Here is a 24410-nt window from a genome sequence, read left to right as displayed (position 1 = left end):
AGAGTTAGCGGTAGGTGCGAGCTAACAACAAGCAAGATGAAATGGGCTAATGGTTATAGTTTGGAAGGAACACATAACTTTCAGGTCGGCACCCCTTATCGTGCAACTTCTTAATATGGAGAAGATTGAGATAATATCCTGTTTTATTGTGGGTATTAATTGAGGTGGTACCGCGTATTACTTGTCATAACGCCCTCACGCTATTTTAGCGTGGGGATTTTTTTATGTAATGCAATAATGAATATTTAGGAGATAATGATGACAAAACCAATTATTTTAACTGGGGATAGACCAACTGGTAAATTACACCTAGGCCATTACGTAGGAAGTCTTAAAAATCGCGTGATGTTACAAAATGAAAACAAGTATAAGATGTTTGTCTTCTTGGCCGATCAGCAGGCTTTAACAGATCATGCTAAAGAGTCCGAATTAATTAAAGAATCTATTGGAAATGTTGCCTTGGATTACCTCTCTGTTGGTTTAGATCCGAAACAATCAACGATTTTTATTCAAAGTCAGATTCCAGAATTAGCTGAATTGACCATGTACTATATGAATTTGGTGTCATTGGCACGTTTGGAAAGAAATCCAACCGTTAAAACCGAAATTGCTCAGAAAGGTTTTGGTGAAAGTATACCATCTGGTTTCCTTGTTTATCCAGTATCACAAGCCGCTGATATTACAGCTTTTAAATCTAATTTTGTTCCTGTGGGCAATGACCAGAAACCGATGATTGAACAAACACGTGAAATTGTGAGAAGTTTCAATCACACTTACCATACAGACTGTTTAGTGGAACCTGAAGGCATTTACCCAGAAAATGAAAAAGCTGGACGCTTGCCAGGACTTGATGGCAATGCCAAAATGTCTAAGTCTTTAGGAAATGGAATCTATCTTTCTGACGATGCTGATACAGTCCGTAAAAAAGTCATGAGCATGTACACCGATCCGAACCATATTAAAGTGGAGGATCCTGGTCAAATTGAAGGGAATATGGTTTTCCATTACTTGGATATTTTTGGAAGAGAAGAGGATCAAACTGATATTGCGGCTATGAAAGAGCATTATCAAAGAGGTGGTTTAGGAGATGTTAAAACGAAACGCTACCTTCTAGACATTTTGGAACGTGAATTAGCACCTATTCGTGAAAGACGTTTGGAGTACGCTAAAGATATGGGGGAAGTTTTCCGTATGTTACAAGAAGGTAGTGAACAAGCGCAGGCTGTCGCAGCTCAAACCTTATCAGAAGTTAAATCTGCAATGGGAATTAATTATTTTTAAAAAAAGCCAGGTTTTAGCACCTGGTTTTTTAGCTTGAGATGCCTTATCAAAGTGTTTTTGAATACAGTAAAAAGTCTGATAATTTAGCCATTCTATTATATTGGAGAGATATAAAAACATTTTGTTGACAAATGATTTTAGCGTGATATGATAGTAACAATAAAAAAATAGACTGGGGAATTATTCCCTAAAATAAAAGAAAAGAGGATTATCTTAATGTCAAACTGGGACACTAAATTTTTGAAAAAAGGCTACACTTTTGATGATGTCTTACTCATTCCGGCAGAAAGTCATGTTCTTCCAAATGAAGTCAGTTTAAAAACAAAACTTGCAAACAATTTGACATTAAATATCCCAATTATCACAGCAGCTATGGATACTGTCACTGACAGTAAAATGGCTATTGCGATTGCGCGTGCGGGTGGCCTTGGTGTCATTCATAAGAATATGTCTATTACAGAGCAGGCAGAAGAAGTCCGCAAGGTAAAACGTTCTGAAAATGGCGTTATTATCGATCCTTTCTTCTTAACTCCTGACCACAAAGTGTCAGAAGCTGAAGAATTAATGCAACGTTACCGTATTAGTGGTGTTCCTATTGTTGAAACATTGGCAAATCGTAAGCTAGTTGGTATTATTACTAACCGTGACATGCGTTTTATTTCAGATTATAATGCACCAATCTCTGAACATATGACCAGTGAGCATCTCGTTACGGCTGCTGTTGGTACAGATCTTGAAACAGCTGAACGTATTCTTCACGAACACCGTATTGAAAAACTTCCTTTGGTTGATGAAAGTGGCCGCCTATCTGGCTTAATCACTATCAAAGATATTGAAAAAGTCATCGAGTTTCCTCATGCTGCTAAAGATGAGTTTGGTCGCTTGCTTATTGCTGCTGCAGTAGGTGTTACTTCTGACACGTTTGACCGCGCAGAAGCTTTGTTTGAAGCTGGTGCGGATGCTATCGTTATTGATACTGCTCATGGCCATTCAGCTGGCGTGCTTCGTAAAATTGCTGAGATTCGTGCTCATTTCCCAAATCGTACCTTGATTGCTGGAAACATTGCTACTGCTGAAGGAGCGCGTGCTCTCTATGATGCAGGTGTCGATGTTGTTAAAGTTGGTATTGGACCAGGTTCTATCTGTACTACTCGTGTGGTTGCAGGTGTTGGTGTTCCTCAAGTGACTGCTATTTACGATGCTGCTGCTGTTGCTCGTGAATATGGCAAAACGATTATTGCTGATGGTGGTATCAAGTATTCTGGCGATATTGTTAAGGCTCTTGCAGCCGGTGGTAATGCTGTTATGCTTGGATCAATGTTTGCTGGTACAGATGAAGCTCCAGGTGAAACTGAAATTTACCAAGGCCGTAAATTCAAAACTTATCGTGGGATGGGTTCCATTGCAGCTATGAAGAAAGGATCAAGTGATCGTTACTTCCAAGGCTCTGTCAATGAAGCTAATAAGCTGGTTCCAGAAGGAATTGAAGGTCGTGTTGCTTATAAAGGCGCTGCTTCAGATATTGTCTTCCAAATGTTAGGTGGTATCCGTTCAGGTATGGGCTATGTTGGTGCAGGTGACATTCAAGAATTACATGAAAATGCTCAATTTGTTGAAATGTCTGGTGCAGGCTTGATTGAAAGTCATCCACATGATGTCCAAATCACAAATGAAGCACCAAACTATTCTGTACATTAAAATGATATTGATGTAAACTAAAGGCCGAGTCTACTCTCGGCTTTTTTTAACTCGTCATTGAATACCAGTGTCAACTTTGTACTAGTAACAGTTTTTTGGTAAATATTATTGTATTTTCCTGCTAAATAAGCTATAATTAGTTCTCGTGTGAAAACACTTTAATGATAGAAATTTTATAATGTTGTAAACTTACTGTAAAGGAGATGAGATTTTGGAAGGTATTTTATACGCGCTTGTTCCGATGTTTGCTTGGGGCAGTATTGGTTTTGTTAGTAACAAAATTGGTGGTAAACCCTCACAACAGACCTTTGGAATGACTTTAGGAGCTTTGCTATTTGCACTTGTTGTTTGGCTAATTGTCAGACCTGAAATGACTTTACAACTTTGGATTTTTGGGATTTTAGGCGGTTTTATCTGGTCAATTGGTCAAACTGGTCAATTTCATGCCATGCAATACATGGGAGTCTCAGTTGCCAATCCTTTGTCAAGTGGCTCTCAACTTGTTCTGGGAAGTTTGATTGGTGTCCTCGTTTTTCATGAATGGACAAAACCGATGCAATTTGTAGTAGGAAGTCTAGCACTATTACTTCTGATTGTTGGTTTCTACTTTTCTAGTAAACAAGATGATGCTAATGCACAAGTCAATCACCTTCATAATTTTTCAAAAGGATTTAGGGCGCTCACTTATTCAACAATTGGTTACGTGATGTATGCAGTCTTATTTAATAACATCATGAAATTTGATGTTTTATCTGTTATTTTACCAATGGCATTTGGTATGGTCCTAGGAGCAGCAACCTTCATGTCATTTAAAGTCTCTTTTGACCAATATGTGATTAAAAATAGTGTTGTTGGATTACTTTGGGGCATTGGTAATATTTTCATGCTTCTAGCTGCATCAAAGGCAGGACTTGCTATTGCCTTTAGTTTCTCACAATTAGGTGCTATCATTTCGATTGTCGGAGGCATTTTATTCCTAGGCGAAACCAAAACCAAAAAAGAAATGCGTTGGGTTGTCACAGGAATTATTTGTTTTATCGTAGGTGCTATTTTATTAGGTATAGTCAAATCTTAATCGCCACATAATATCAAAAAAAGGGTTCAGTTTAACTGAACCCTTCAGACTGAAGACAAAGTCCTTAGAATCACTTTTCTAGGGGCTTTTCATGATATTTAGGAGTATAATATAAGAAAAAGGACTTGTGAGGTTCTCCTATGTTACACAAAGAAAAACCTGATTATAACCGCAATCAGTACGGTTTCTATACCCTTGACCAGTTAGTGCCTGATGAACATTTCCTGCGCCAAGTGGAAGCTGTGATTGACTTCGACTTCATCTATGACCTAGTAGAAGACACCTATTCGTCTGATAATGGTCGCCCTAGCCTTGATCCTGTCATGTTGGTTAAAATCCCTCTGATTCAGTGCTTTTATGGCATTCGTTCCATGCGTCAGACCATCAAGGATATTGAAGTGAATACTGCCTATCGCTGGTTTTTAGGTTTGACTTTGGATGACAAGGTGCCACATGTCACAACCTATGGCAAAAATTATTCCCGTCGCTTTCAAGAAAAAGGCTTGATTGAGTCCATTTTTACGCATATTCTTGGGCTATGTATCAATACAGACCTGATTGACCCGACGGAGATTTTCATAGATGGGACTCATATTAAGGCTGCGGCTAATACTCGCAAGTTCATCAACCGAGAGGTGGAAAAACAAGCCAAGTTCATGAGTGAACAGCTAGAAATCGAAATCAATCGGGATAGGGAGAAGCATGGAAAAAAGCCGCTAGGGCCCGCCAAAGAGCTAGAGCCCGTCGCTAAGAAAATCTCCACAACCGATCCAGAAAGTGGCTGGTTTCACAAAGGTGATCATAAGGAAGTCTTCGCTTATTCTGCTCAGGTGGCTTGTGACAAGTATGGATGGGCGCTTGCTTATAGTGTTGAGGCTGGCAATATCCATGATAGTCAGGCTTTTCCTGCACTTTTTGCCAAGCTTGAACCCTTGAAACCACAGTTTATTATTGCGGATTCCGGCTATAACATTCCTAGCATTGCCAAGTTTCTGATTGATAAGGAGATCACTCCTGTCCTTCCTTACACACGACCAAGAGGAAAGAAAGACCTTCTACGTCCGAAAGAATTTATTTATGATGAGCACTTTGATTGTGTCATCTGCCCTGAACATCAAGCCTTGACCTACCGCACTACGACCAGAGAAGGCTACCGAGAATACAAAAGTGACCCTGCAATTTGTGCCAATTGTCCCCTGTTATCTGTATGTACGACCAGTAAGAACCACCAAAAAGTTGTCACACGGCATATTTGGAAAGACTATTTGGAACAGTGCGAGGACATTCGTCATCAAAGGGGGATGAAGGAGCTCTACCAGCATCGGAAAGAGACGATTGAACGACTGTTTGGCACAGCCAAGGAATACCACAATCTCCGCTATACGAGAGAGAAAGGCAAGTCCAAAATGGAAGATAAGGTTGGACTGACTTTGGCATGCTTAAATCTCAAAAAACTGGTCAAAAGGATGGCGGGAGAGCCTTTTTATTTTGTTCAGATGAGGTGGTTTAAGCACGGAAACAGCCATTTTTATCTAAAAACACTAAAAAAGACAAACACCAATCGATGTTTGTCTTCAATCTGAAGGGTTCAGTTTAACTGAACCCTTTTTTTGATATTATTAGTGAATTTCAGAATCAACTTGAATGGTTCCTTTTGTCACGTGAAAAATACGGATACCTTCTGGCAACTGTGACAGGTGATCCAAACTTGTTGTTGTGATAAAGGTTTGGACATTTTCTTTAATTACTGTTTCAAGTAACTTTGTTTGTCGTGTATTGTCTAGCTCGCTCATGACATCGTCTAGTAAAAGAATAGGATTATCTCCAGTCAAGGCCTTCATTAAACTAACTTCAGCCATTTTTAAGGAAAGAATAAGGCTGCGGTGCTGACCTTGACTAGCAAAGTTAGCATTCATTCCGTTAATGTAAAAGGCTAAGTCATCGCGATGTGGGCCCACACTAGTGTTTTTACGGAAAAAATCTTTCTGATGATTTTTTTCAAGTTGGTGTAAAAATTGTTGGTAAATATTAGTTCTTTTGTCAAAGACAACTGACGACTGATAGGAGAGAGAGAGATTTTCTAAACCATTTGAGATGGCTTGGTGATGAGTATTTGCTTCTTTCTCTAATGCATTGATAAAATCAATACGATGTTCCATGACACGGGTTCCATAGCTAGCTAATTGCTCATCTAGAACAGCTAGAAAAGCCGCATCAATTTGCTGGGCACTTTTTAAATAGCTATTACGCTGTTTAAGCACGTGGTTATAATGGGATAACTCAGATAAGTAAACAGGTTTAATTTGACCAAGGTCAATGTCGATAAATTTGCGACGAAGGCTAGGTGCCCCCTTAACTAGTTGCAAATCTTCTGGTGCAAAAAGCACAACCATCATCGTTCCAATATAATCAGATAATTTTGCTTGTTTTAGCGCATTAATCTTTGTCACGCGTCCTTTATCTGATAGATTGATTTCTAAATCAACAGTACCACTAACACGCTGAATCTTACCAGTAAGAGAAACAGTTGAGTGATCAAAATGAATCAATTCTTTATCAGCCCTCGTGCGATGACTTCTAGTAAGTGATAGAAAATAGATTGCCTCGAGAAAATTGGTTTTTCCTTGAGCATTATTACCGATAAAGACATTTAAACCCGATGAAAATGAGGCAAGCAGGTGGTCATAATTGCGATAATGTTTTAACTCTAACTCTTTAATCCACATATTAGATACCTGGGAAGCGGACAGGTGCAGTTGGTTTACCTTTAGTTTTCTTAGTTGCTTTTAGTGACTTTTTGGTAGTAGATTGACGATTGTTATGTTTAGAAGAAGTCTTTTTGTTAGCTTGGTTCATTTGTTTCACTATAGCCGCTACACGTGTCTTTTCAGCCATTTCTTCGGCAAACTGTTCTTTTTCTTCTTGACTAGGCTCAACAATAGTGATAATTAAGTCTTGGTCAGGTAGAGAAATCTTATCCCCTATTCTGATTTTTTTGCCTCGACGTTTTTCATCTTCACCATTAAATAGAACGGTTGTTTCAGCGAGAAATCCCTTGATAGCGCCACCACTTTGGATAATTCCTAATTCTTTAAGAAGGGCTTGTAGGGTAATAAATTCTGTAAATAATTTGTATATCATTGTCATCTCCATTTTGTCATTCAAGTCATTATAGCATAAAACAGGAATAAATAATAATAGCTGAATAAAGGCTATTTGACTATTCCAAAGTGAGACGTTATTTGATATAATATAATCTGTATTTTTAAGAATAAAGTGTGGTTGAAACTTTTTAGAGGTATTACTGGCCTTATTTTGCAGTAAATCATAGGAGCAAGTCAATTGCTTCTTTTTTGTTTAATCGTAAGGAATTTAAAAAGTTATCACTCACCTAACCTGAATAAAAATGGTATAATCGTAAGGATCACACTATTTATTAAGGAAACATTATGAAAATTGTTCAGGGAGTACAACTTCATCTGATTAAGACCAAACGGTTTAAAACCAATCATATTACCTTTCGTTTTTCAGGTGATTTGAACCAAAAAACAGTAGCCAAAAGAGTCTTAGTGGCACAGATGTTAGCAACAGCTAATGATCGCTACCCAACAGCTAAATTGTTTAGAGAAAAATTGGCAGAACTTTACGGAGCCAACTTGTCAACGAATGTGTCAACTAAAGGCTTGGTACACATTGTTGACATTGATATTACCTTTGTTCAAGATCGATATGCTTTTCAAGGGGAAAAAGTTTTAGATGAAATGATTCAATTTTTAAAGGAAATCTTGTTTTCGCCTTTATTATCAATCGCTCAATACCAACCTAAGGTTTTTGATATTGAAAAGTCTAACTTGATTAATTATGTTGAATCGGATAAAGAAGACTCGTTTTATTATAGTTCTCTTAAAATCAAAGAATTATTTTACCTTAACAAAGAACTACAAGTATCTAAATATGGTACTGCAGAACTCATCACCAAAGAAACTGCCTATACCAGCTATCAAGAATTCCATAAGATGCTCAATGAAGATCAGATTGATATTTTTGTCTTAGGAGATTTTGACGATTACCGTGTTGTTCAATTGTTACATCAGTTTCCTTTTGATGCTCGTAAGAAAAAATTGGATTTCTTTTATTTACAGGATGCTGTTAATATTATCAAGGAATCCATTGAAAAAAAGGATATCAATCAGTCCATCCTCCAGCTGGCTTATCACTTTCCTTTGGTTTTTGGACAAAGGGAATATTACGCCTTAGTTGTTTTGAATGGTCTATTAGGCTCATTTGCTCATTCTCGTTTCTTCACAAAAATCAGAGAAGAAGAGGGATTGGCTTACAGTATCGGTTGTCGATTTGATGTTTACACTGGCTTGTTTGATGTTTACGCAGGTATTGACAGTCAAAATAGGACAAAAACCTTACAATTAATTGTCAAGGAATTGAACGATATTAAGATGGGACGATTTTCAGGGCAACTAATGAAAAAGACTAAACTAATGCTTATTAATAATGCTCTCTTATCTGAAGATTACAGTAAAAACATGATTGAGATGACTTATATGGCTTCCTATATTGATCCTTCTTATTCGATTAAACATTGGATTGATGAGATTGACAAGGTTAGTAAAGTAGATATCATTAAAGTTGCCAATTTATTAAAACTCCAGACAGTTTACTTCTTGGAAGGAAAATAAGATGACAAAACTAGTAAAGATAGATTACCCTAATATTGACGAGACACTTTACTATGGTAGATTAGAAAATGGATTAACAGTTTATTTCATAAAGAGAACTGGTTATTCGGAAAAGACAGCTATGTTGACAGTTGATTTTGGTTCTCTTGACAATAGGTTGACAGTGGATGACAAGTCTACTATTGCTCCAGAAGGGATTGCTCATTTTCTAGAGCATAAGCTTTTCGAAGATAAGACAGGGGAGGACATTTCTCTAGCATTCACTCAGCTGGGTGCAGAGACAAACGCTTTCACCACATTCGATAAGACAAGTTACTTCTTTTCAACTGCTAAGGCATTTTCAGAAGGTCTCAAGTTACTTCAGAGTTTTGTCCTTTCTGCTCACTTTACAGATGAATCCGTCAACAGAGAAAAGAAAATTATAGAGCAAGAAATTGACATGTATCAGGACGATCCTGACTACCGTGCTTATAGCGGGATTTTGCAAAATTTATTTCCTGATACTAGCCTAGCTAATGATATTGCAGGAACAAAAGAATCAATTCAAGATATCACAAAAGCTTTGTTGGATGCACACCATTCCTATTTTTATCACCCTTCTAATATGAGTTTATTAGTGATTGGTGATATTGATGTTGACGAAATCTTTGCAGCTATCCAAACTTTCCAAAAAGCTCTACCTTCTTCTGAAGAAAAAATGGTGATTGTAGAAGAATTGCACCATTATCCAGTCATCCCTTCATCATCTATCGATATGGATGTAGCCACTGCTAAGTTAGTTGTTGGTTTCCGAGGTCATCTCGTTTTAGATAACTATTCTCTATTAACTTACCGTGTGGCCTTAAAATTATTATTAGCCATGCTTCTAGGATGGACTTCTAAAACTTACCATGAATGGTACGAAGAAGGGAAAATAGATGATTCCTTTGATATAGAAATTGAAATTCAAGATGATTTTCAATTTATTTTAATATCGTTGGATACGGCTGAACCAATTGCTATGTCAAATCACATTCGCCGTCGTTTAACAGACATTAGGCAATCACAAGAGTTGACAGATAAGCATTTAACCCTTTTAAAACAAGAAATGTATGGCGACTTTATTCAAAGTTTAGACTCTATTGATCATCTTACGAGTCAATTTAACCTTTATTTATCTGATAAGGAAACCTATTTTGATCTTCCAAGAATTATAGAGACTATAACCTTGACAGATATTCTTGTTATTGGGGAAGCCTTTTTTGAAGAAGCAGATGTTTCCGATTTTACTGTCTTTCCAAAATAATTCAAAATCTGCTATAATGGAGTTATTATAATATTTTTGAGGTACCCGTATGAGTGAAAAAAGTCTTGGTGAGGTTTTAAGAGAATCGCGTGTTGGCAAAAATATCACATTAGATGATATTGAATCCAAAACAGGGATTTCTTCTCATTACTTATTGGCAATGGAGTTAGATCAATTTAAGATTATTCCAGAAGAGAAATTTGACCAGTATTTAAAAGACTATGCCGATATTGTGGAATTAGATTTCATTACTTTAAAACGCCGCTATCATTATCAAGTGAATGCTAAAAAAAAGAGTGATACGAAATCAGTAACAGAAATTGTCGAAGAAAAACTAAGTCAGAAGCGATTGCAAGAAAAAATGGCAACTGGTGGAATGCCTTACCCTCATTACACCTCGACGCCACCTAAAAAAACTCAGGAGACATTGGTTATTCCCGTCAAAACAGTCGGTTTGGACTCTAAAACCCCTGCAAAGGCTATACCAGCTGTCAGTCAGTTTAAAGGTGATGATCGTTTGGTGCCTAAAAAGACAAATGTCTCACGTTCAAGACGCTATGACAATGGTGATTACTCTAAAAAATCAATAGTACCCGCTTTTATCTTAGGTTTAGTTGCTATAGCGATTGTCGGGGTTATCTTTTTTGGTGTCTGGAAACAATTTGAAAAAGGTCAGCGTGCTAAAGAAGCTGAAATGGCTTTACTTGAGGCTTCTAAAAAATCGAAAGCAGCTTCAAAAGAAAGTTCAAGTGAACCTCAAACTCAAATCACAACAGAAGGCGCAGATAACTATTTGGTAGCAACAGTTACCAAATCGAAAGAAACAGTTGACATCACTGTTTCCTTAACAGATGCAGAAAGTAGTTGGATTTCCTTGACTAATTCTGAAATTGGAGAGAGTGGCACTACACTAACGCAAGAATCTCCGACATATACGGCAACCTTACCTGCTGATGTAACAGAGTCTTTATTGACACTGGGTATCACAAAGGGCGTGTCTGTAACCGTTGACGGACAACCCCTTGACTTATCTGCTTTAACAAGTACTGATTTAAGTTATATCACATTTAAAATTCAATAATTAAGGTACGAAAATGACAAAAAAAGAAAATATTCCCAATTTATTAACCCTTATTCGAATTGTAATGATTCCCCTCTTTCTCCTGGTTACCTCTTTTTCTAATGAACTCAGCTGGCATGTATTTGCAGCTATTATCTTTGCAGTCGCTAGCTTAACTGACTATTTAGACGGGTACCTTGCACGTAAGTGGCGTGTTGTTACTAATTTTGGGAAATTTGCTGATCCTCTAGCAGATAAAATGCTTGTGATGAGTGCTTTTATCATGTTAGTTGGACTGGGTCTGGCGCCTGCTTGGGTATCAGCTATTATCATCTGTCGAGAATTGGCTGTGACTGGGCTTCGTTTATTACTTGTTGAAACAGGTGGAGAAGTTTTGGCAGCTGCTATGCCAGGAAAGATAAAAACAACAACTCAAATGTTGTCTATCATTTTCTTGCTTTGTCACTGGACATTATTAGGAAATGTCTTTCTCTATGTTGCTCTTTTCTTTACCATTTATTCTGGTTATGATTACTTCAAAGGAGCAAGTTTTCTCTTCAAGGATACCTTTAAATAATCATGTCAAATATTATTGAACTCAAACAGGTTACATTTCATTACCATCCAAATCAGGAAAAACCAACCTTAAATCAGGTTTCGTTTCATGTGAAACAAGGTGAGTGGTTGTCTATTATTGGTCATAATGGATCAGGAAAATCGACGACTGTTCGTCTCATTGATGGTTTATTGGAAGCTGATTCAGGGGATATTTTTGTAGATGGTGAATTGCTAACAGAAGAAAACGTTTGGGATACTCGTCATAAAATCGGTATGGTATTCCAAAATCCTGACAATCAATTTGTAGGAGCTACAGTTGAAGATGATGTTGCTTTTGGGCTTGAGAACAAAGGAATTGCCCATCAAGAGATGAAAGAGCGTGTCAACCAGGCTTTACAACTCGTAGGTATGCAAGATTTTAAAGATAGGGAACCTTCTCGCTTATCTGGTGGGCAAAAACAACGGGTTGCTATTGCAGGAGCTGTTGCTATGAGGCCGAAAATCATTATTTTAGATGAAGCCACTAGTATGCTTGATCCAAAAGGACGTTTAGAATTGATTCGGACTATTCAGTCGATTCGTGAAGATTACCAGATAACAGTGATTTCCATTACCCATGATTTAGATGAAGTTGCTCTGAGTGATCGCGTCTTAGTGATGAAAGATGGACAAGTGGAGTCAGCCTCAACGCCAGAACAATTGTTTGCAAGAGGCGGCGATCTTCTCCAGTTGGGCCTTGATATTCCCTTCACCGCTTCTGTTGTACAGATGCTTAAAGAGGAAGGTTACCCAATTGAAGCTTCTTATCTCACAGAAAAGGAATTAGAAAACCAATTATGTCAATTAATTTCCAAAATGTAAGTTATACTTATCAAGCAGGGACCCCTTTTGAAGGGCGTGCCCTTTTTGACATTGATTTAACTATTTTAGACGGGTCTTATACAGCCTTTATTGGCCATACTGGTTCTGGCAAATCAACGATTATGCAGTTGTTGAATGGATTACATACTCCGACTAAAGGAATTGTTAGGGTTGGCAAGCAGGAGATTACAAATCAGTCTAAAAATAAAGACATCAAATCTGTTCGTAAGCACGTAGGTCTAGTGTTTCAGTTTCCAGAAAGCCAGTTGTTTGAGGAAACTGTCTTAAAAGATGTTGCTTTTGGCCCTCAAAATTTTGGGGTTTCTCAGGAAGAAGCAGAAGCTTTAGCGCGTGAGAAGCTGGCACTTGTAGGTATTTCAGAAAATCTTTTTGATAAAAATCCTTTTGAATTATCAGGAGGTCAAATGCGACGTGTAGCTATTGCTGGTATTTTAGCTATGCAGCCGGATGTTTTAGTTTTGGATGAGCCAACAGCAGGCCTGGATCCAAAAGGTCGAAAGGAATTGATGACCTTATTTAAAAAGCTTCATCAACTAGGAATGACCATTGTCTTGGTAACTCATCTGATGGACGATGTGGCAAACTATGCTGATTTTGTGTATGTTCTGGAAGAGGGAAAAATAATTTTGTCAGGAGAACCAAAACCTGTTTTTCAACGGGTTCATTTCTTAGAGGAAAAACAACTGGGTGTTCCTAAAGTGACTAAATTCGCTCAAGGACTTGTTGATCGAGGAATGGCTCTTTCTTCTTTACCTATTACCTTAGAAGAGCTTAGGGAGGTGCTTAGACATGGATAAATTGATTCTGGGACGTTATATTCCAGGTAACTCCCTTATTCATCGTCTGGATCCTAGAAGTAAATTGTCAGCAATGATCATTTACATTATTATTATTTTTTGGGCGAATAATGTGGTGACCAATCTATTGATGTTGGGTTTTACCTTAGGTGTTGTTTTCTTATCGAAAATCAAGTTATCATTCTTTTTGAATGGGGTTAAACCAATGATTGGAATTATCCTTTTTACGACTCTATTTCAGATGTTTTTCGCCCAAGGTGGCTCACCTATTTTTCGTCTGGGTATTATTACTATCACTGATTTAGGGCTCAGTCAAGCGATTTTAATTTTTATGCGCTTTGTTTTAATTATTTTCTTTTCAACGTTACTTACCCTAACAACAACCCCCTTGAGTTTATCGGATGCCGTTGAGTCCTTGTTAAAACCTTTAACTAGGTTCAAGGTTCCAGCTCATGAAATTGGGTTGATGCTGTCCTTAAGTTTGCGTTTTGTGCCAACTCTCATGGATGATACTACCCGTATCATGAATGCGCAGAAGGCGCGAGGTGTGGATTTCGGTGAAGGAAACTTGGTTCAAAAAGTGAAATCCATTATCCCTATTTTAATTCCTTTATTTGCTTCTAGTTTTAAAAGAGCAGATGCCCTGGCTATTGCTATGGAGGCCAGAGGTTATCAAGGAGGAGAGGATCGTACTAAATACCGTCAACTAGATTGGCAACTAAAAGATAGTTTTGCAGTGAGCTCAGTTTTAATCTTAGGTATCCTGCTCTTTTTCTTGAAAAATCCTTTATAAGTGTTCAAAAGCATTCAAATAAATAAGAAAGCTCTTCCATTTTTGTTTGAAGATTGGGAGAGCCTTTTCATACCGATAACTTCTTGTAATATAAATATTGCTGTAATAATTTTAATATATCTTCAATGGCAAGGTAATAATTAAAGGCTATTATGGATAACGGAGAAAAGTGAGGTATTAATTGAATGTTTAAAAAAGAAAATTTAAAACAACGTTATTTTAGTTTTGGGGTTATCGCAGTTGCTATTGCGATGTTAGCAGTTATTTTTGCATTTTCAAGCAAAAATGTTGATACAGATTCTTACGCTAAGAAATCTGAGCCTAAGGTTATCAAAAAAGTAAAAAAAGCTAAAAAAACTAGTCAAGAAGCTGTTAAAGAAGAACCAAAAAAGGAATCGGCTGAGGCAACTTCAGAGCCAGCTCCAGCAGCAGAGCAAGCAGCACCAGCTGCAGAAGCAACTCCGGTTGTTCAACAAGAAACAACTCAAGTTGTTCAATATACAGCAGCTCCAGTAGCTTACAGCTCAGGTGGTGTTGTTCTTTCTAACGGAAATACTGCTGGTGTGGTTGGTAGTCAAGCAGCAGCTCAGATGGCAGCTGCAACTGGTGTCCCACAATCAACATGGGAACACATTATTGCGCGTGAATCTAATGGTAACCCAAGTGCTGCGAATACTTCAGGAGCGTCAGGTTTATTCCAGACGATGCCAGGTTGGGGATCAACAGCAACTGTTCAAGATCAAGTGAATTCCGCTTTGAATGCTTACCGTGCACAAGGCTTATCAGCTTGGGGATATTAAGCTCATTAAAAATAACAACTAAAAATGACTGTCAGTAAGTTTGACAGTCATTTTTGATTGTTTCAGCTTAAGGTTGACAGATTTTGGAGCAAAGTGTAAATATCGAGAGGTTGCTTGACAATGTAATCAGCTTTACTCAATTGTAACTCTTCTTGACTACCAAAGCCCCAAGTCACACCTATTGTTGTAAGGTTAGCTTGTTTGCCACCAATAATATCAAATTTGGTGTCTCCAATAATGATAGGATTTTGGGCTGATGTTGACATGGTTTGTAAACAGGCTTGAATGACATCGGCTTTATGGTAACGGACAGAAGTAGAACCAAAGACTCCTGTAAAGTAATCGGCAATACCTAGATTGGTTAACATTTGGATAGCCATTGGTTCATGTTTACTAGTGGTTACATATAGGTCAAAGCCTTCCTGTACTAACGTTCTTAAAAGTGTCTCGATGTCATCGTAGACAGATACTTGATAGATTCCAGATTCTTTGTAGAATGCTCTAAAATGTAAAATAGCTTGTTCAACTTGGTCTTTATTTTCAAAAAAGGCTCTAAAAGTTGTTTCCAAAGGAGGGCCAATGTAAGTTGATAATAAGCTAGCATCTGGGACGATGTGATTCATTTGTTTAAAAGTATATTGAAAGGCATTTAATATACCAGGACTTGAGTCAACCAAAGTCCCATCCAAATCAAATAAAATAGCTGTCAAAGTCCCCTCCTAAAATCAGTAGATGTTATTCACCAAAAATTTCTTTACTATAACGACGACCTGTTGGGGTTGCTGCTAGTCCTCCTTCAGCCGTTTCACGGAAAGCAGTTGGCATAGCAGAACCTACCTGATACATTGCATCAATCACCTCGTCTACCGGGATTTGGGATTCAATGTCAGCTAAAGCCATATCAGCTGCAACGAGGGCAAAGCTTGCTCCCAAAGCATTTCGCTTCACACAAGGAACCTCTACTAAGCCAGCAACAGGATCACAAATAAGCCCCAATAGGTTTTTGATGACAAAAGCAATCGCTTGACTGGCTTGATGAGCGGTACCACCTGCTGCTTTGACGAGTGCAGCAGCACTCATAGCAGATGCTGATCCCACCTCTGCTTGACAGCCTCCCTCGGCTCCAGAAATAGAGGCATTGTTTCCGATAACAAGACCAAACGCACCAGCTGTAAAGAGGAACTCTAATTGTTCTTTTTCAGATAAGTTAAGCTTGTCAATGGCTGTGGCAAGGACAGCTGGCAGACAGCCAGCACTACCAGCAGTGGGAGTTGCACAGACAAGCCCCATCTTAGCATTTAGTTCATTGACAGCCATGGCATTTCTAACAGCAGTGAGAACGGTGGTATCAGCCAGTGTCTTCCCTTCTTGGATGTAGTGTTCCATTTTGAGGGCATCGCCCCCCGTTAGCCCGCTGATTGATTTGGTAGGCGTCAACCCTTTTTGAACGGACTCTTTCATAACTTCTAGATTGCGTGACATGATTGTAATGATGTCTTCTCGACTTCGTCCGGTCATCTCAATTTCTGTGGCAATCATTAATTCCGCCACATTGCCACCAAATTCTTGGTCAGCTTGGTTGACAAGTTCTTCAATAGTGTAAAACATAACTTTCCTCTCTAGTCAAAGAAGTTGACGTTGTGAATGTTAGGAATTTTGGCAATCGACTTGACAGCGTCTTGACACTCTCTAGAATCGACTTCAATAATCATAATGGCTTTTTCACCAGCTGATTCACGAGTAACATTCATTGTAGCGATATTGATATTACTGGAAGATAGGATATCTGTTACTTTTGCAATCATGCCAGGAATATCTTGGTGGACAGTAATAATGGTAGGAGTATTCATAGATAATGAGACAGAGAAACCATTTAATTCTGTAACTTGGATATTTCCCCCTCCGATGGAAACACCGGTAACACTCATGCTTTTATCAGCTTTTTTAACACTGATTTTAACTGTATTGGGGTGGGGAGCGTTACTATCTTTTAAAATATCCCAATAAATTTTAATGCCTTTTTGGTGGGCAATTTCAAGAGAACGCTTGATATCAGGGTTATCTGTATCCATTCCCATAATTCCAGCAACCAAAGCCTTATCAGTCCCATGTCCTTTATAAGTCTTTGCAAAAGAATTATAGAGATGGAAAGTCACTTCATCGGGAATTTCTCCGAATATAGAATGGACAACTTTGCCGATTCTAACTGCACCAGCAGTGTGACTACTTGAAGGGCCAATCATCACTGGTCCAATGATGTCAAAAACTGATTGAAATTTTTGTGTGTTCATAGGCAACTCCGTTTTTTATTTCTACTTTTATTATAACAGAAAAAAGTTTAAAAATACTCTTGTAATTATAAAAAATTATTTTTGTAATAAAAAATTATTGAGCAATAAAATGATTGGTGTTCCGACTAATTACTGATATAATAGTCTAAGCGTCTAAGGATGCTTCAAAATCGACCTTCAAATCGACTTTTGAAAACGACGACCTTCAATCGTCCGTTGTTGACAATGAAGAATAATTGTTTCGCATTTAACGTTACGGTGTTCTTTATATCTTAAAATTGATGGGAGAATTTTTTATGACAGATAACTCAAACACACGTGTTGTTGTTGGTATGAGTGGTGGTGTTGATTCATCTGTGACAGCTTTGCTTTTAAAGGAGCAGGGGTACGATGTCATCGGTGTTTTTATGAAAAACTGGGATGATACAGATGAATTTGGTGTGTGTACAGCAACTGAAGATTACAAAGATGTAGCAGCAGTTGCCGATCAGATTGGCATTCCTTACTACTCAGTTAATTTTGAAAAAGAATATTGGGATAGGGTCTTTGAGTATTTTCTAGCTGAGTATCGAGCAGGTAGAACTCCAAATCCTGATGTTATGTGTAACAAGGAAATCAAGTTTAAAGCATTTCTTGACTACGCGATGACACTCGGGGCAGATTATGTGGCAACTGGACACTACGCTCAAGTAAAGCGAGACGAAGATGGGACAGTTCACATGCTACGTGGCGCTGATAATGGTAAGGATCAAACTTACTTCTTAAGCCAATTATCTCAAAAACAATTGCAAAAAACTTTGTTCCCTTTAGGACATTTACAAAAACCAGAAGTAAGGCAAATTGCTGAGCGGGCAGGGCTTGCAACAGCTAAGAAGAAAGATTCAACTGGCATTTGTTTTATCGGAGAAAAGAATTTTAAAACCTTTTTAAGTCAGTATTTACCTGCTCAAAAAGGACGGATGATGACTGTTGATGGGCGTGATATGGGAGAACATGCTGGTCTCATGTATTACACTATTGGTCAACGTGGGGGTCTTGGAATTGGCGGTCAACATGGAGGAGACAATCAACCGTGGTTTGTGGTCGGTAAAGATTTGTCACAAAATATTTTATATGTTGGCCAAGGTTTTTATCATGAGTCACTGATGTCAACTAGTCTTGATGCTTCTGTTGTTCACTTTACACGTGAGATGCCAGAAGAGTTTACATTAGAATGTACCGCTAAATTCCGCTATCGTCAACCCGATTCCAAGGTTACTGTTCATGTTAAAGGAGACAAGGCAGAAGTTGTTTTTGCAGAGCCACAGCGTGCTATTACTCCAGGTCAAGCTGTTGTTTTCTATGACGGTGAAGAATGTCTTGGTGGTGGTATGATTGATATGGCCTATAGAGATGGGCAACCTTGTCAATACATTTAAAAATGAAGTCATGAATTAAGAGGCGTTAGAAATGGTTTCAAAATTTATATTGACCTTTATGGCTTTTTTTGCGATTATGAATCCCTTATCCAATTTACCAGCTTACATTGCCTTGGTAGCAGATGATGATCAGATTATTTCTAAAAGGATAGCTCGTAAAAGTTTAACGATTGCATTTGTTATTATAGCTATAGTTGTGATGACAGGACATGTTCTGTTTACTTTATTTGGTATCACGTTAGCTACTTTAAGAATAGCAGGTGGTATTTTAGTGGCTCTAACAGGCTATCATATGATTAATGGTGTTCATTCACCAGATGCGAAACATGTGGGAAACGAGTTAGTAGCAGATCCAACGGCTGTTGCTGTGTCTCCCCTAGCTATGCCACTATTTGCAGGTCCGGGTACCATAGCTACAGCTATCACTTTATCTCAAGGAGGCTGGGAACATCGTCTCATAACCTTGACAGCTTTCTTGCTTCTTTGTTTACTGACTTACCTACTTTTACTAAGCGCCAAAGATATTGCTCGTTTTTTAGGTCAAAATATTATGGCTGTTATCACGCGGGTGATGGGGCTTATTCTGACAACTATAGGGATGCAAATGTTAATTATGGGTATTCAAGGAGCTTTTAAGTAACTTGACAAATTGTTGACAAAATTGTTAAGTTACTTGACAAAGGTGTCAATAAATAACTAACGTGTAGAATTGACAATTACCAAGGAATTTTTTAAAATAGATAGTAACAATAGCAATGATGGTCAAAGCTCATGAATATTGTAGGTTTTTTATCCTGCAATTTTCTAGGGTTTTGGCTCTTTTTATGGTTTGGTTCGAGAAATGAGGTGACGAATGGGACTAGATTTTAGAACGACTAGAGGTCAGATAATCTTTAGTTTAAGAGCTAGTGCTTTGATGATTAGAGAGGATAAGATTTTTTAACCAGAGATGCAACTGGCAAATATTACACCATTGGTGGTACAAGTTTGGTAGGTGAAAAAACGCATGAAACTGTTTTACGTGAAACCTTAGAGGAAGTTGGTATTCGAACTAAGGTTAATCAACTGGCTTTTGTGGTTGAGAATCATTTTGATATCGATGATGTTTTCTGGCATAATATTGAATTTCATTATTTGGTAAGCCCCTTAGAAGACCCTAAACTTGAGATGATAGAAAATACCAAGAAACAGGTGTGTGAATGGGTTCCAATTAGTCAGCTGGATCAAATTAATCTCGTTCCTGAGTTTTTACAAACCGAGTTGGCTAAATGGCCAGGACATATTGTCCACATTGAAGACTAAACTAAAGCGTATGATTTTAAATGAATAGACTGAAATAAAGGATTTGAAAAAATGACACATGAATTTACAGAAAGCTATGACGTTATTGTCATAGGTGCAGGTCATGCTGGTGTTGAAGCCAGTTTAGCAACTAGTCGTATGGGCTGTAAAACTTTATTGGCAACAATCAACCTTGATATGTTGGCTTTTATGCCGTGTAATCCTTCCATTGGAGGATCTGCCAAAGGGATAGTGGTGAGAGAGATTGATGCTCTTGGCGGCGAAATGGGTAAAAATATTGATAAAACCTATATCCAGATGAAAATGCTTAATACAGGTAAGGGCCCAGCTGTACGCGCTCTCCGAGCTCAAGCAGATAAATCCCTGTATGCGCGTGAAATGAAACATACCGTTGAAAAACAGGCTAATTTGACTCTTCGCCAAACGATGATTGATGATATTCTAGTGGAAGATGGTCGAGTGGTAGGTGTTTTAACAGCAACAGGACAAAAATTTGCGGCTAAAGCTGTTGTGGTGACAACAGGAACAGCCCTCCGTGGTGAAATTATTTTAGGAGAACTCAAATATTCTTCTGGGCCTAATAATAGTTTGGCATCAGTAACCTTAGCAGATAATTTAAAAAAACTCGGCTTAGAAATTGGCAGATTTAAAACAGGTACTCCTCCTCGTGTCAAAGCATCTTCTATTGATTACGATCAAACGGAAATTCAGCCAGGTGATGACAAACCTAATCATTTTTCATTTATGTCAAAAGATGCTGATTATCTCAAAGATCAAATCCCCTGCTGGTTGACTTATACGAATCAAACTAGTCATGATATCATTAATCAGAACCTTTACAGAGCACCGATGTTTTCTGGCATTGTTAAAGGTGTAGGCCCTCGTTACTGCCCATCTATTGAAGATAAGATTGTTCGCTTTGCTGATAAAGAACGTCATCAGCTTTTCTTAGAGCCAGAGGGGCGTGATACAGAAGAAGTGTATGTTCAAGGGTTGTCAACGAGTCTTCCAGAAGATGTTCAAAAAGAATTGATTCATTCTATCAAGGGACTTGAAAAGGCTGAAATGATGCGAACTGGTTATGCTATTGAATACGATATTGTTTTACCTCACCAGCTACGTGCCACGCTGGAAACCAAATTGATCTCTGGGCTCTTTACAGCAGGACAAACCAATGGAACTTCTGGTTATGAGGAGGCTGCTGGCCAAGGGATTATTGCTGGAATTAATGCTGCCCTTAAAGTTCAAGGTAAGCCAGAACTTATTTTGAAACGGAGCGATGCTTATATTGGCGTTATGATTGATGATTTGGTTACTAAAGGAACCTTGGAACCTTATCGATTGTTGACATCGCGAGCTGAGTATCGTTTGATTTTACGTCATGATAATGCTGATATGCGATTGACAGAAATTGGTCGCGATATTGGGTTGGTTGATGATGACCGTTGGAACGCTTTTGAAATTAAGAAAAACCAATTTGATAACGAATTAAAACGGTTAGATAGTATCAAGTTAAAACCGATTAAAGAAACCAATGACCGCGTTCAAGATCTAGGCTTCAAACCGTTAACCGATGCGATGACTGCTAAAGAATTCATGCGTCGTCCAGAAATTGATTATGCTACGGCGGTTTCTTTTGTTGGCCCTGCGGCAGAAGATTTAGATGCTAAAATCATTGAACTTTTGGAAACAGAAATCAAGTACGAAGGCTACATTCGTAAGGCTTTAGATCAAGTTGCTAAGATGAAACGGATGGAAGAAAAAAGAATTCCTGCTAATATTGATTGGGATGCTATTGATTCCATTGCAACGGAAGCGCGTCAAAAATTTAAAAAGATTAATCCTGAAACGATTGGTCAAGCTAGCCGTATTTCGGGCGTTAACCCTGCTGACATTAGCATTTTGATGGTCTATTTAGAAGGAAATGGTAAGGCGCGTCGTAAATCCTAGTCCAGACATGAAATTGTAACCTCAAACCAACCGACAGCTCTGTATTTCAGGGCTGTTTTATGATATAATAAGAGCTTAAGAGGTTAGAGAATGAAAAGATTTCGTTTTGAAACCATTCATTTAATTATGATGGGCTTGATTTTATTTGGATTGCTAGCGCTTTGCGTTAGAATTATGCAGTCGAAAATGCTGATCCTATCAGTCATTTTTCTTGTATTACTATTTGTTGTTGCACTTCTTTGGTACCAAAAAGAGGTTTACGAATTATCAGATTTAGATCACATTGAATTATTAAATGAGCAGACAGAAGATAATCTCAAAACACTTTTAGATAAAATGCCTGTTGGTGTTGTTCAGTTTGATCAAGAAACTAATGCCGTTGAGTGGTATAACCCTTACGCCGAGTTAATTTTTACGACAGAAGATGGTCTTTTACAGAATCATTTAATTCAACAAATACTCACTGAAAAGCGTCGAGGAGACATTTCGCAGACATTTGAAGTTTCTGGTAATAAGTACACGTCCTATATTGACGTCGCGTCGGGAATTTTCTACTTTTTTGATAGTTTTGTAGGCAATAGACAATCTGCTGATGCTAGCATGTTAAGACCTGTTGTCGGCATTATCTCTGTTGATAATTACGATGATCTCACAGATGATCTATCTGATGCAGACACCTCCAAGATTAATTCGTTTGTAGCGAATTTTATTGACGAATTTATGGAGTCAAAACAGATTTTTTATCGTCGTGTCAATATGGACCGTTATTATTTCTTTACGGATTTTAAGACCCTAAAAGCATTAATGGATGATAAATTTTCTGTTTTAGAAGAATTTCGCAAAGAAGCTCAGGAAGCACAGCGCCCCTTGACCCTTAGTATAGGTATCTCATTTGGCGAAGAAAAACATAGCCAAATTGGACAAGTGGCTCTTGAAAACCTTAATATTGCGCTTGTTCGAGGAGGGGATCAGATTGTCATTCGTGAAAATGCGGATCACACCAATCCTATTTACTTTGGTGGCGGTTCTGTATCAACGGTTAAACGCTCTAGGACACGTACCCGGGCGATGATGACAGCTATCTCAGATCGTATTAAGATGGTGGACAATGTCTTTATTGTCGGGCATAGAAAACTCGACATGGATGCCTTAGGTTCTGCTGTTGGGATGCAGTTTTTTGCAAGCAATATTATTGAAAATAGTTTCGCGGTGTATAATCCGGATGAAATGAGTTCAGATATTGAGAGAGCTATCGAACGTCTTCAAGCTGACGGCAAAACTCGTCTCATTAGCATTTCACAAGCCATGGGCTTGGTAACTCCAAGATCTCTTTTGGTAATGGTTGATCACTCAAAAATTTCACTGACCCTGTCTAAAGAATTTTATGAGCAATTCGAAGATGTTATCGTTGTCGACCATCATAGAAGGGACGATGATTTCCCAGATAATGCTATTCTAACCTTCATCGAAAGTGGGGCAAGTAGCGCAGCCGAATTGGTGACAGAACTCATTCAATTTCAAAATGCCAAAAAACGGTTAAATAAAATTCAATCTAGTGTTCTAATGGCTGGTATTATGCTTGATACTAAAAACTTTTCGACACGTGTCACAAGTCGAACTTTTGATGTCGCTAGTTATTTAAGAAGCAAAGGGAGTGATAGCGTTGAGATTCAAACTATCTCAGCAACAGATTTTGATGAGTATAAACAAGTCAACGAAATTATCCTTCAAGGCCAGCGTCTAGGTGACAGTATTATTGTGGCAGCAGGTGAAAATGGAAAACTTTACAGCAATGTGATTGCTAGTAAAGCGGCGGACACCATATTGTCAATGGCACATGTTGAAGCTAGCTTTGTGTTAGTAGAAACAGAATCACACAAGATTGCCATCTCAGCTAGAAGTCGCAGTAAGATTAATGTTCAGCGTGTGATGGAAAAATTAGGAGGTGGGGGTCACTTTAATTTGGCTGCTTGTCAATTGACAGACATTAGCCTTCCCCAAGCTAAAGCGTTATTATTAGAAACTATTGATAGTACTATGAAAGAGACAGGAGAGGTGGAATCATGAAAGTTATTTTCTTAGCAGATGTTAAAGGAAAAGGAAAAAAAGGGGAAATCAAAGAGGTCCCAACAGGCTATGCTCAAAATTTCCTTATTAAGAAAAATTTAGCTAAAGAAGCAACTAGTCAAAGCATCGGTGAATTAAAAGGAAAACAAAAAGCCGAAGAAAAAGCTCAAGCTGAAATTTTAGCAGAAGCTCAAGCAATTAAGGCTATTTTGGATGAAGACAAGACACGTGTTCAATTTCAAGAAAAAGTTGGCCCAGATGGACGTACATTTGGTTCCATCACAGCTAAAAAGATTTCAGAAGAATTGCAAAAGCAATTTGGGGTAAAAGTTGATAAACGTCATATTATTTTAGATCATCCTATCCGTGCCATTGGTTTGGTTGAAGTTCCTGTGAAATTACATAAGGAAGTAACAGCTGAGATTAAATTGACTATCACAGAAGCATAAGAGACAAAAC

At 38.1% G+C, this 24410-nt stretch carries 22 protein-coding genes and 1 pseudogene; 18 read left to right on the top strand and 5 right to left on the bottom strand.

From position 1 onward, the window contains the following. The first annotated feature begins 258 nt into the window (after nt 1–258). The 4 genes from trpS to FQT67_RS10640 all read left to right on the top strand — a co-directional run bounded on the left by trpS (nt 259) and on the right by FQT67_RS10640 (nt 5637). Nucleotides 259–1281: a tryptophan--tRNA ligase gene (trpS, locus tag FQT67_RS10655; protein WP_042358028.1), complete on the top strand. Its 1023-nt coding sequence runs from the start codon at nt 259–261 to the stop codon at nt 1279–1281. Between the two features lie 216 nt (nt 1282–1497). Beyond that, nucleotides 1498–2979 carry an IMP dehydrogenase gene (gene guaB / locus FQT67_RS10650; protein ID WP_046177553.1) on the top strand — a complete coding sequence of 494 codons (1482 nt, stop codon included), beginning with the start codon at nt 1498–1500 and terminating at the stop codon, nt 2977–2979. Nucleotides 2980–3190: 211 nt separating this feature from the next. After that, nucleotides 3191–4054: a GRP family sugar transporter gene (locus tag FQT67_RS10645; protein WP_003055126.1), complete on the top strand. Its 864-nt coding sequence runs from the start codon at nt 3191–3193 to the stop codon at nt 4052–4054. 140 nt (nt 4055–4194) lie between these two features. Further along, nucleotides 4195–5637: an IS1182 family transposase gene (locus FQT67_RS10640; protein ID WP_143936429.1), complete on the top strand. Its 1443-nt coding sequence runs from the start codon at nt 4195–4197 to the stop codon at nt 5635–5637. Nucleotides 5638–5673: 36 nt separating this feature from the next. Here the strand turns inward: FQT67_RS10640 and recF are convergent, their stop codons facing one another. Both recF and yaaA read right to left on the bottom strand, forming a co-directional pair. After that, a complete protein-coding gene (gene recF, locus FQT67_RS10635; protein WP_003055088.1) occupies nt 5674–6780 on the bottom strand; it encodes a DNA replication/repair protein RecF in 1107 nt (368 codons plus the stop codon). A 1-nt stretch (nt 6781) separates the two neighbouring features. Continuing rightward, nucleotides 6782–7195, bottom strand: a complete 414-nt coding sequence (gene yaaA / locus FQT67_RS10630; RefSeq protein ID WP_003055132.1) for a S4 domain-containing protein YaaA — start codon at nt 7193–7195, stop codon at nt 6782–6784. 308 nt (nt 7196–7503) lie between these two features. On the opposite strand from yaaA, the gene FQT67_RS10625 reads away from it, so the two are divergent. The 8 genes from FQT67_RS10625 (at nt 7504) to FQT67_RS10590 (ending at nt 14923) form a co-directional block, all read left to right on the top strand. Then, nucleotides 7504–8748: a pitrilysin family protein gene (locus FQT67_RS10625; RefSeq protein ID WP_012767685.1), complete on the top strand. Its 1245-nt coding sequence runs from the start codon at nt 7504–7506 to the stop codon at nt 8746–8748. 1 nt (nt 8749) lies between these two features. After that, nucleotides 8750–10033, top strand: a complete 1284-nt coding sequence (locus tag FQT67_RS10620; RefSeq protein WP_012767684.1) for a pitrilysin family protein — start codon at nt 8750–8752, stop codon at nt 10031–10033. A gap of 49 nt (nt 10034–10082) precedes the next feature. Beyond that, nucleotides 10083–11114, top strand: a complete 1032-nt coding sequence (locus FQT67_RS10615; protein WP_003061371.1) for a helix-turn-helix domain-containing protein — start codon at nt 10083–10085, stop codon at nt 11112–11114. A 13-nt stretch (nt 11115–11127) separates the two neighbouring features. Then, on the top strand, nt 11128–11670 hold the full coding sequence (pgsA, locus tag FQT67_RS10610) for a CDP-diacylglycerol--glycerol-3-phosphate 3-phosphatidyltransferase (protein ID WP_003062173.1): 543 nt from the start codon (nt 11128–11130) through the stop codon (nt 11668–11670). Nucleotides 11671–11672: 2 nt separating this feature from the next. Then, on the top strand, nt 11673–12512 hold the full coding sequence (locus FQT67_RS10605) for an energy-coupling factor ABC transporter ATP-binding protein (RefSeq protein WP_003060711.1): 840 nt from the start codon (nt 11673–11675) through the stop codon (nt 12510–12512). Beyond that, complete coding sequence (locus tag FQT67_RS10600) at nt 12488–13330, top strand: energy-coupling factor ABC transporter ATP-binding protein (RefSeq protein ID WP_003055138.1); 843 nt, start codon at nt 12488–12490, stop codon at nt 13328–13330. The genes FQT67_RS10605 and FQT67_RS10600 overlap by 25 nt, the downstream gene beginning before the upstream one ends. After that, nucleotides 13323–14123, top strand: a complete 801-nt coding sequence (locus FQT67_RS10595; RefSeq protein WP_022555290.1) for an energy-coupling factor transporter transmembrane protein EcfT — start codon at nt 13323–13325, stop codon at nt 14121–14123. Before FQT67_RS10600 ends, FQT67_RS10595 begins: the two co-directional genes overlap by 8 nt. Nucleotides 14124–14308: 185 nt before the next feature. After that, complete coding sequence (locus FQT67_RS10590) at nt 14309–14923, top strand: transglycosylase SLT domain-containing protein (protein ID WP_022555289.1); 615 nt, start codon at nt 14309–14311, stop codon at nt 14921–14923. Between the two features lie 62 nt (nt 14924–14985). Here FQT67_RS10590 and FQT67_RS10585 read toward each other — a convergent pair whose 3' ends face one another. Genes FQT67_RS10585 through sdaAB form a run of 3 tightly spaced genes read right to left on the bottom strand, consistent with a single transcriptional unit; the run spans nt 14986 to nt 17214 of the window. Beyond that, complete coding sequence (locus FQT67_RS10585) at nt 14986–15633, bottom strand: HAD hydrolase-like protein (protein WP_003055101.1); 648 nt, start codon at nt 15631–15633, stop codon at nt 14986–14988. Between the two features lie 25 nt (nt 15634–15658). Beyond that, nucleotides 15659–16531, bottom strand: a complete 873-nt coding sequence (gene sdaAA, locus FQT67_RS10580) for an L-serine ammonia-lyase, iron-sulfur-dependent, subunit alpha (RefSeq protein WP_003055113.1) — start codon at nt 16529–16531, stop codon at nt 15659–15661. 11 nt (nt 16532–16542) lie between these two features. Next, on the bottom strand, nt 16543–17214 hold the full coding sequence (gene sdaAB / locus FQT67_RS10575; protein ID WP_003055144.1) for an L-serine ammonia-lyase, iron-sulfur-dependent subunit beta: 672 nt from the start codon (nt 17212–17214) through the stop codon (nt 16543–16545). Nucleotides 17215–17510: 296 nt separating this feature from the next. Here sdaAB and mnmA point away from each other — a divergent pair, with 296 nt between their 5' ends. From mnmA to rplI, 6 genes and pseudogenes are all read left to right on the top strand, one after another. After that, nucleotides 17511–18632, top strand: coding sequence for a tRNA 2-thiouridine(34) synthase MnmA (mnmA, locus tag FQT67_RS10570; protein WP_003055143.1), 1122 nt, complete (start codon nt 17511–17513; stop codon nt 18630–18632). Nucleotides 18633–18663: 31 nt separating this feature from the next. After that, complete coding sequence (locus FQT67_RS10565) at nt 18664–19272, top strand: MarC family protein (protein ID WP_003055111.1); 609 nt, start codon at nt 18664–18666, stop codon at nt 19270–19272. Nucleotides 19273–19485: 213 nt separating this feature from the next. Next, nucleotides 19486–19934: pseudogene (locus FQT67_RS10560) on the top strand (NUDIX domain-containing protein). Between the two features lie 51 nt (nt 19935–19985). After that, the gene (gene mnmG, locus FQT67_RS10555; protein ID WP_003055145.1) at nt 19986–21884 is read left to right on the top strand and encodes a tRNA uridine-5-carboxymethylaminomethyl(34) synthesis enzyme MnmG; all 1899 of its coding nucleotides are present in this window, start codon (nt 19986–19988) and stop codon (nt 21882–21884) included. A gap of 90 nt (nt 21885–21974) precedes the next feature. After that, entirely contained in the window at nt 21975–23951 is a 1977-nt protein-coding gene (locus FQT67_RS10550; protein ID WP_046177458.1) for a DHH family phosphoesterase, read from the top strand. Beyond that, complete coding sequence (gene rplI / locus FQT67_RS10545) at nt 23948–24400, top strand: 50S ribosomal protein L9 (protein WP_014612656.1); 453 nt, start codon at nt 23948–23950, stop codon at nt 24398–24400. Before FQT67_RS10550 ends, rplI begins: the two co-directional genes overlap by 4 nt. Nucleotides 24401–24410: the final 10 nt, after the last annotated feature.

The sequence above is a fragment of the Streptococcus sp. NCTC 11567 genome (assembly GCF_902141215.1).
GTDB lineage: Bacteria > Bacillota > Bacilli > Lactobacillales > Streptococcaceae > Streptococcus > Streptococcus dysgalactiae.
Note: the sequence above shows the minus strand (reverse complement) of the source record. Positions and strands in the feature narration are given on the sequence as shown.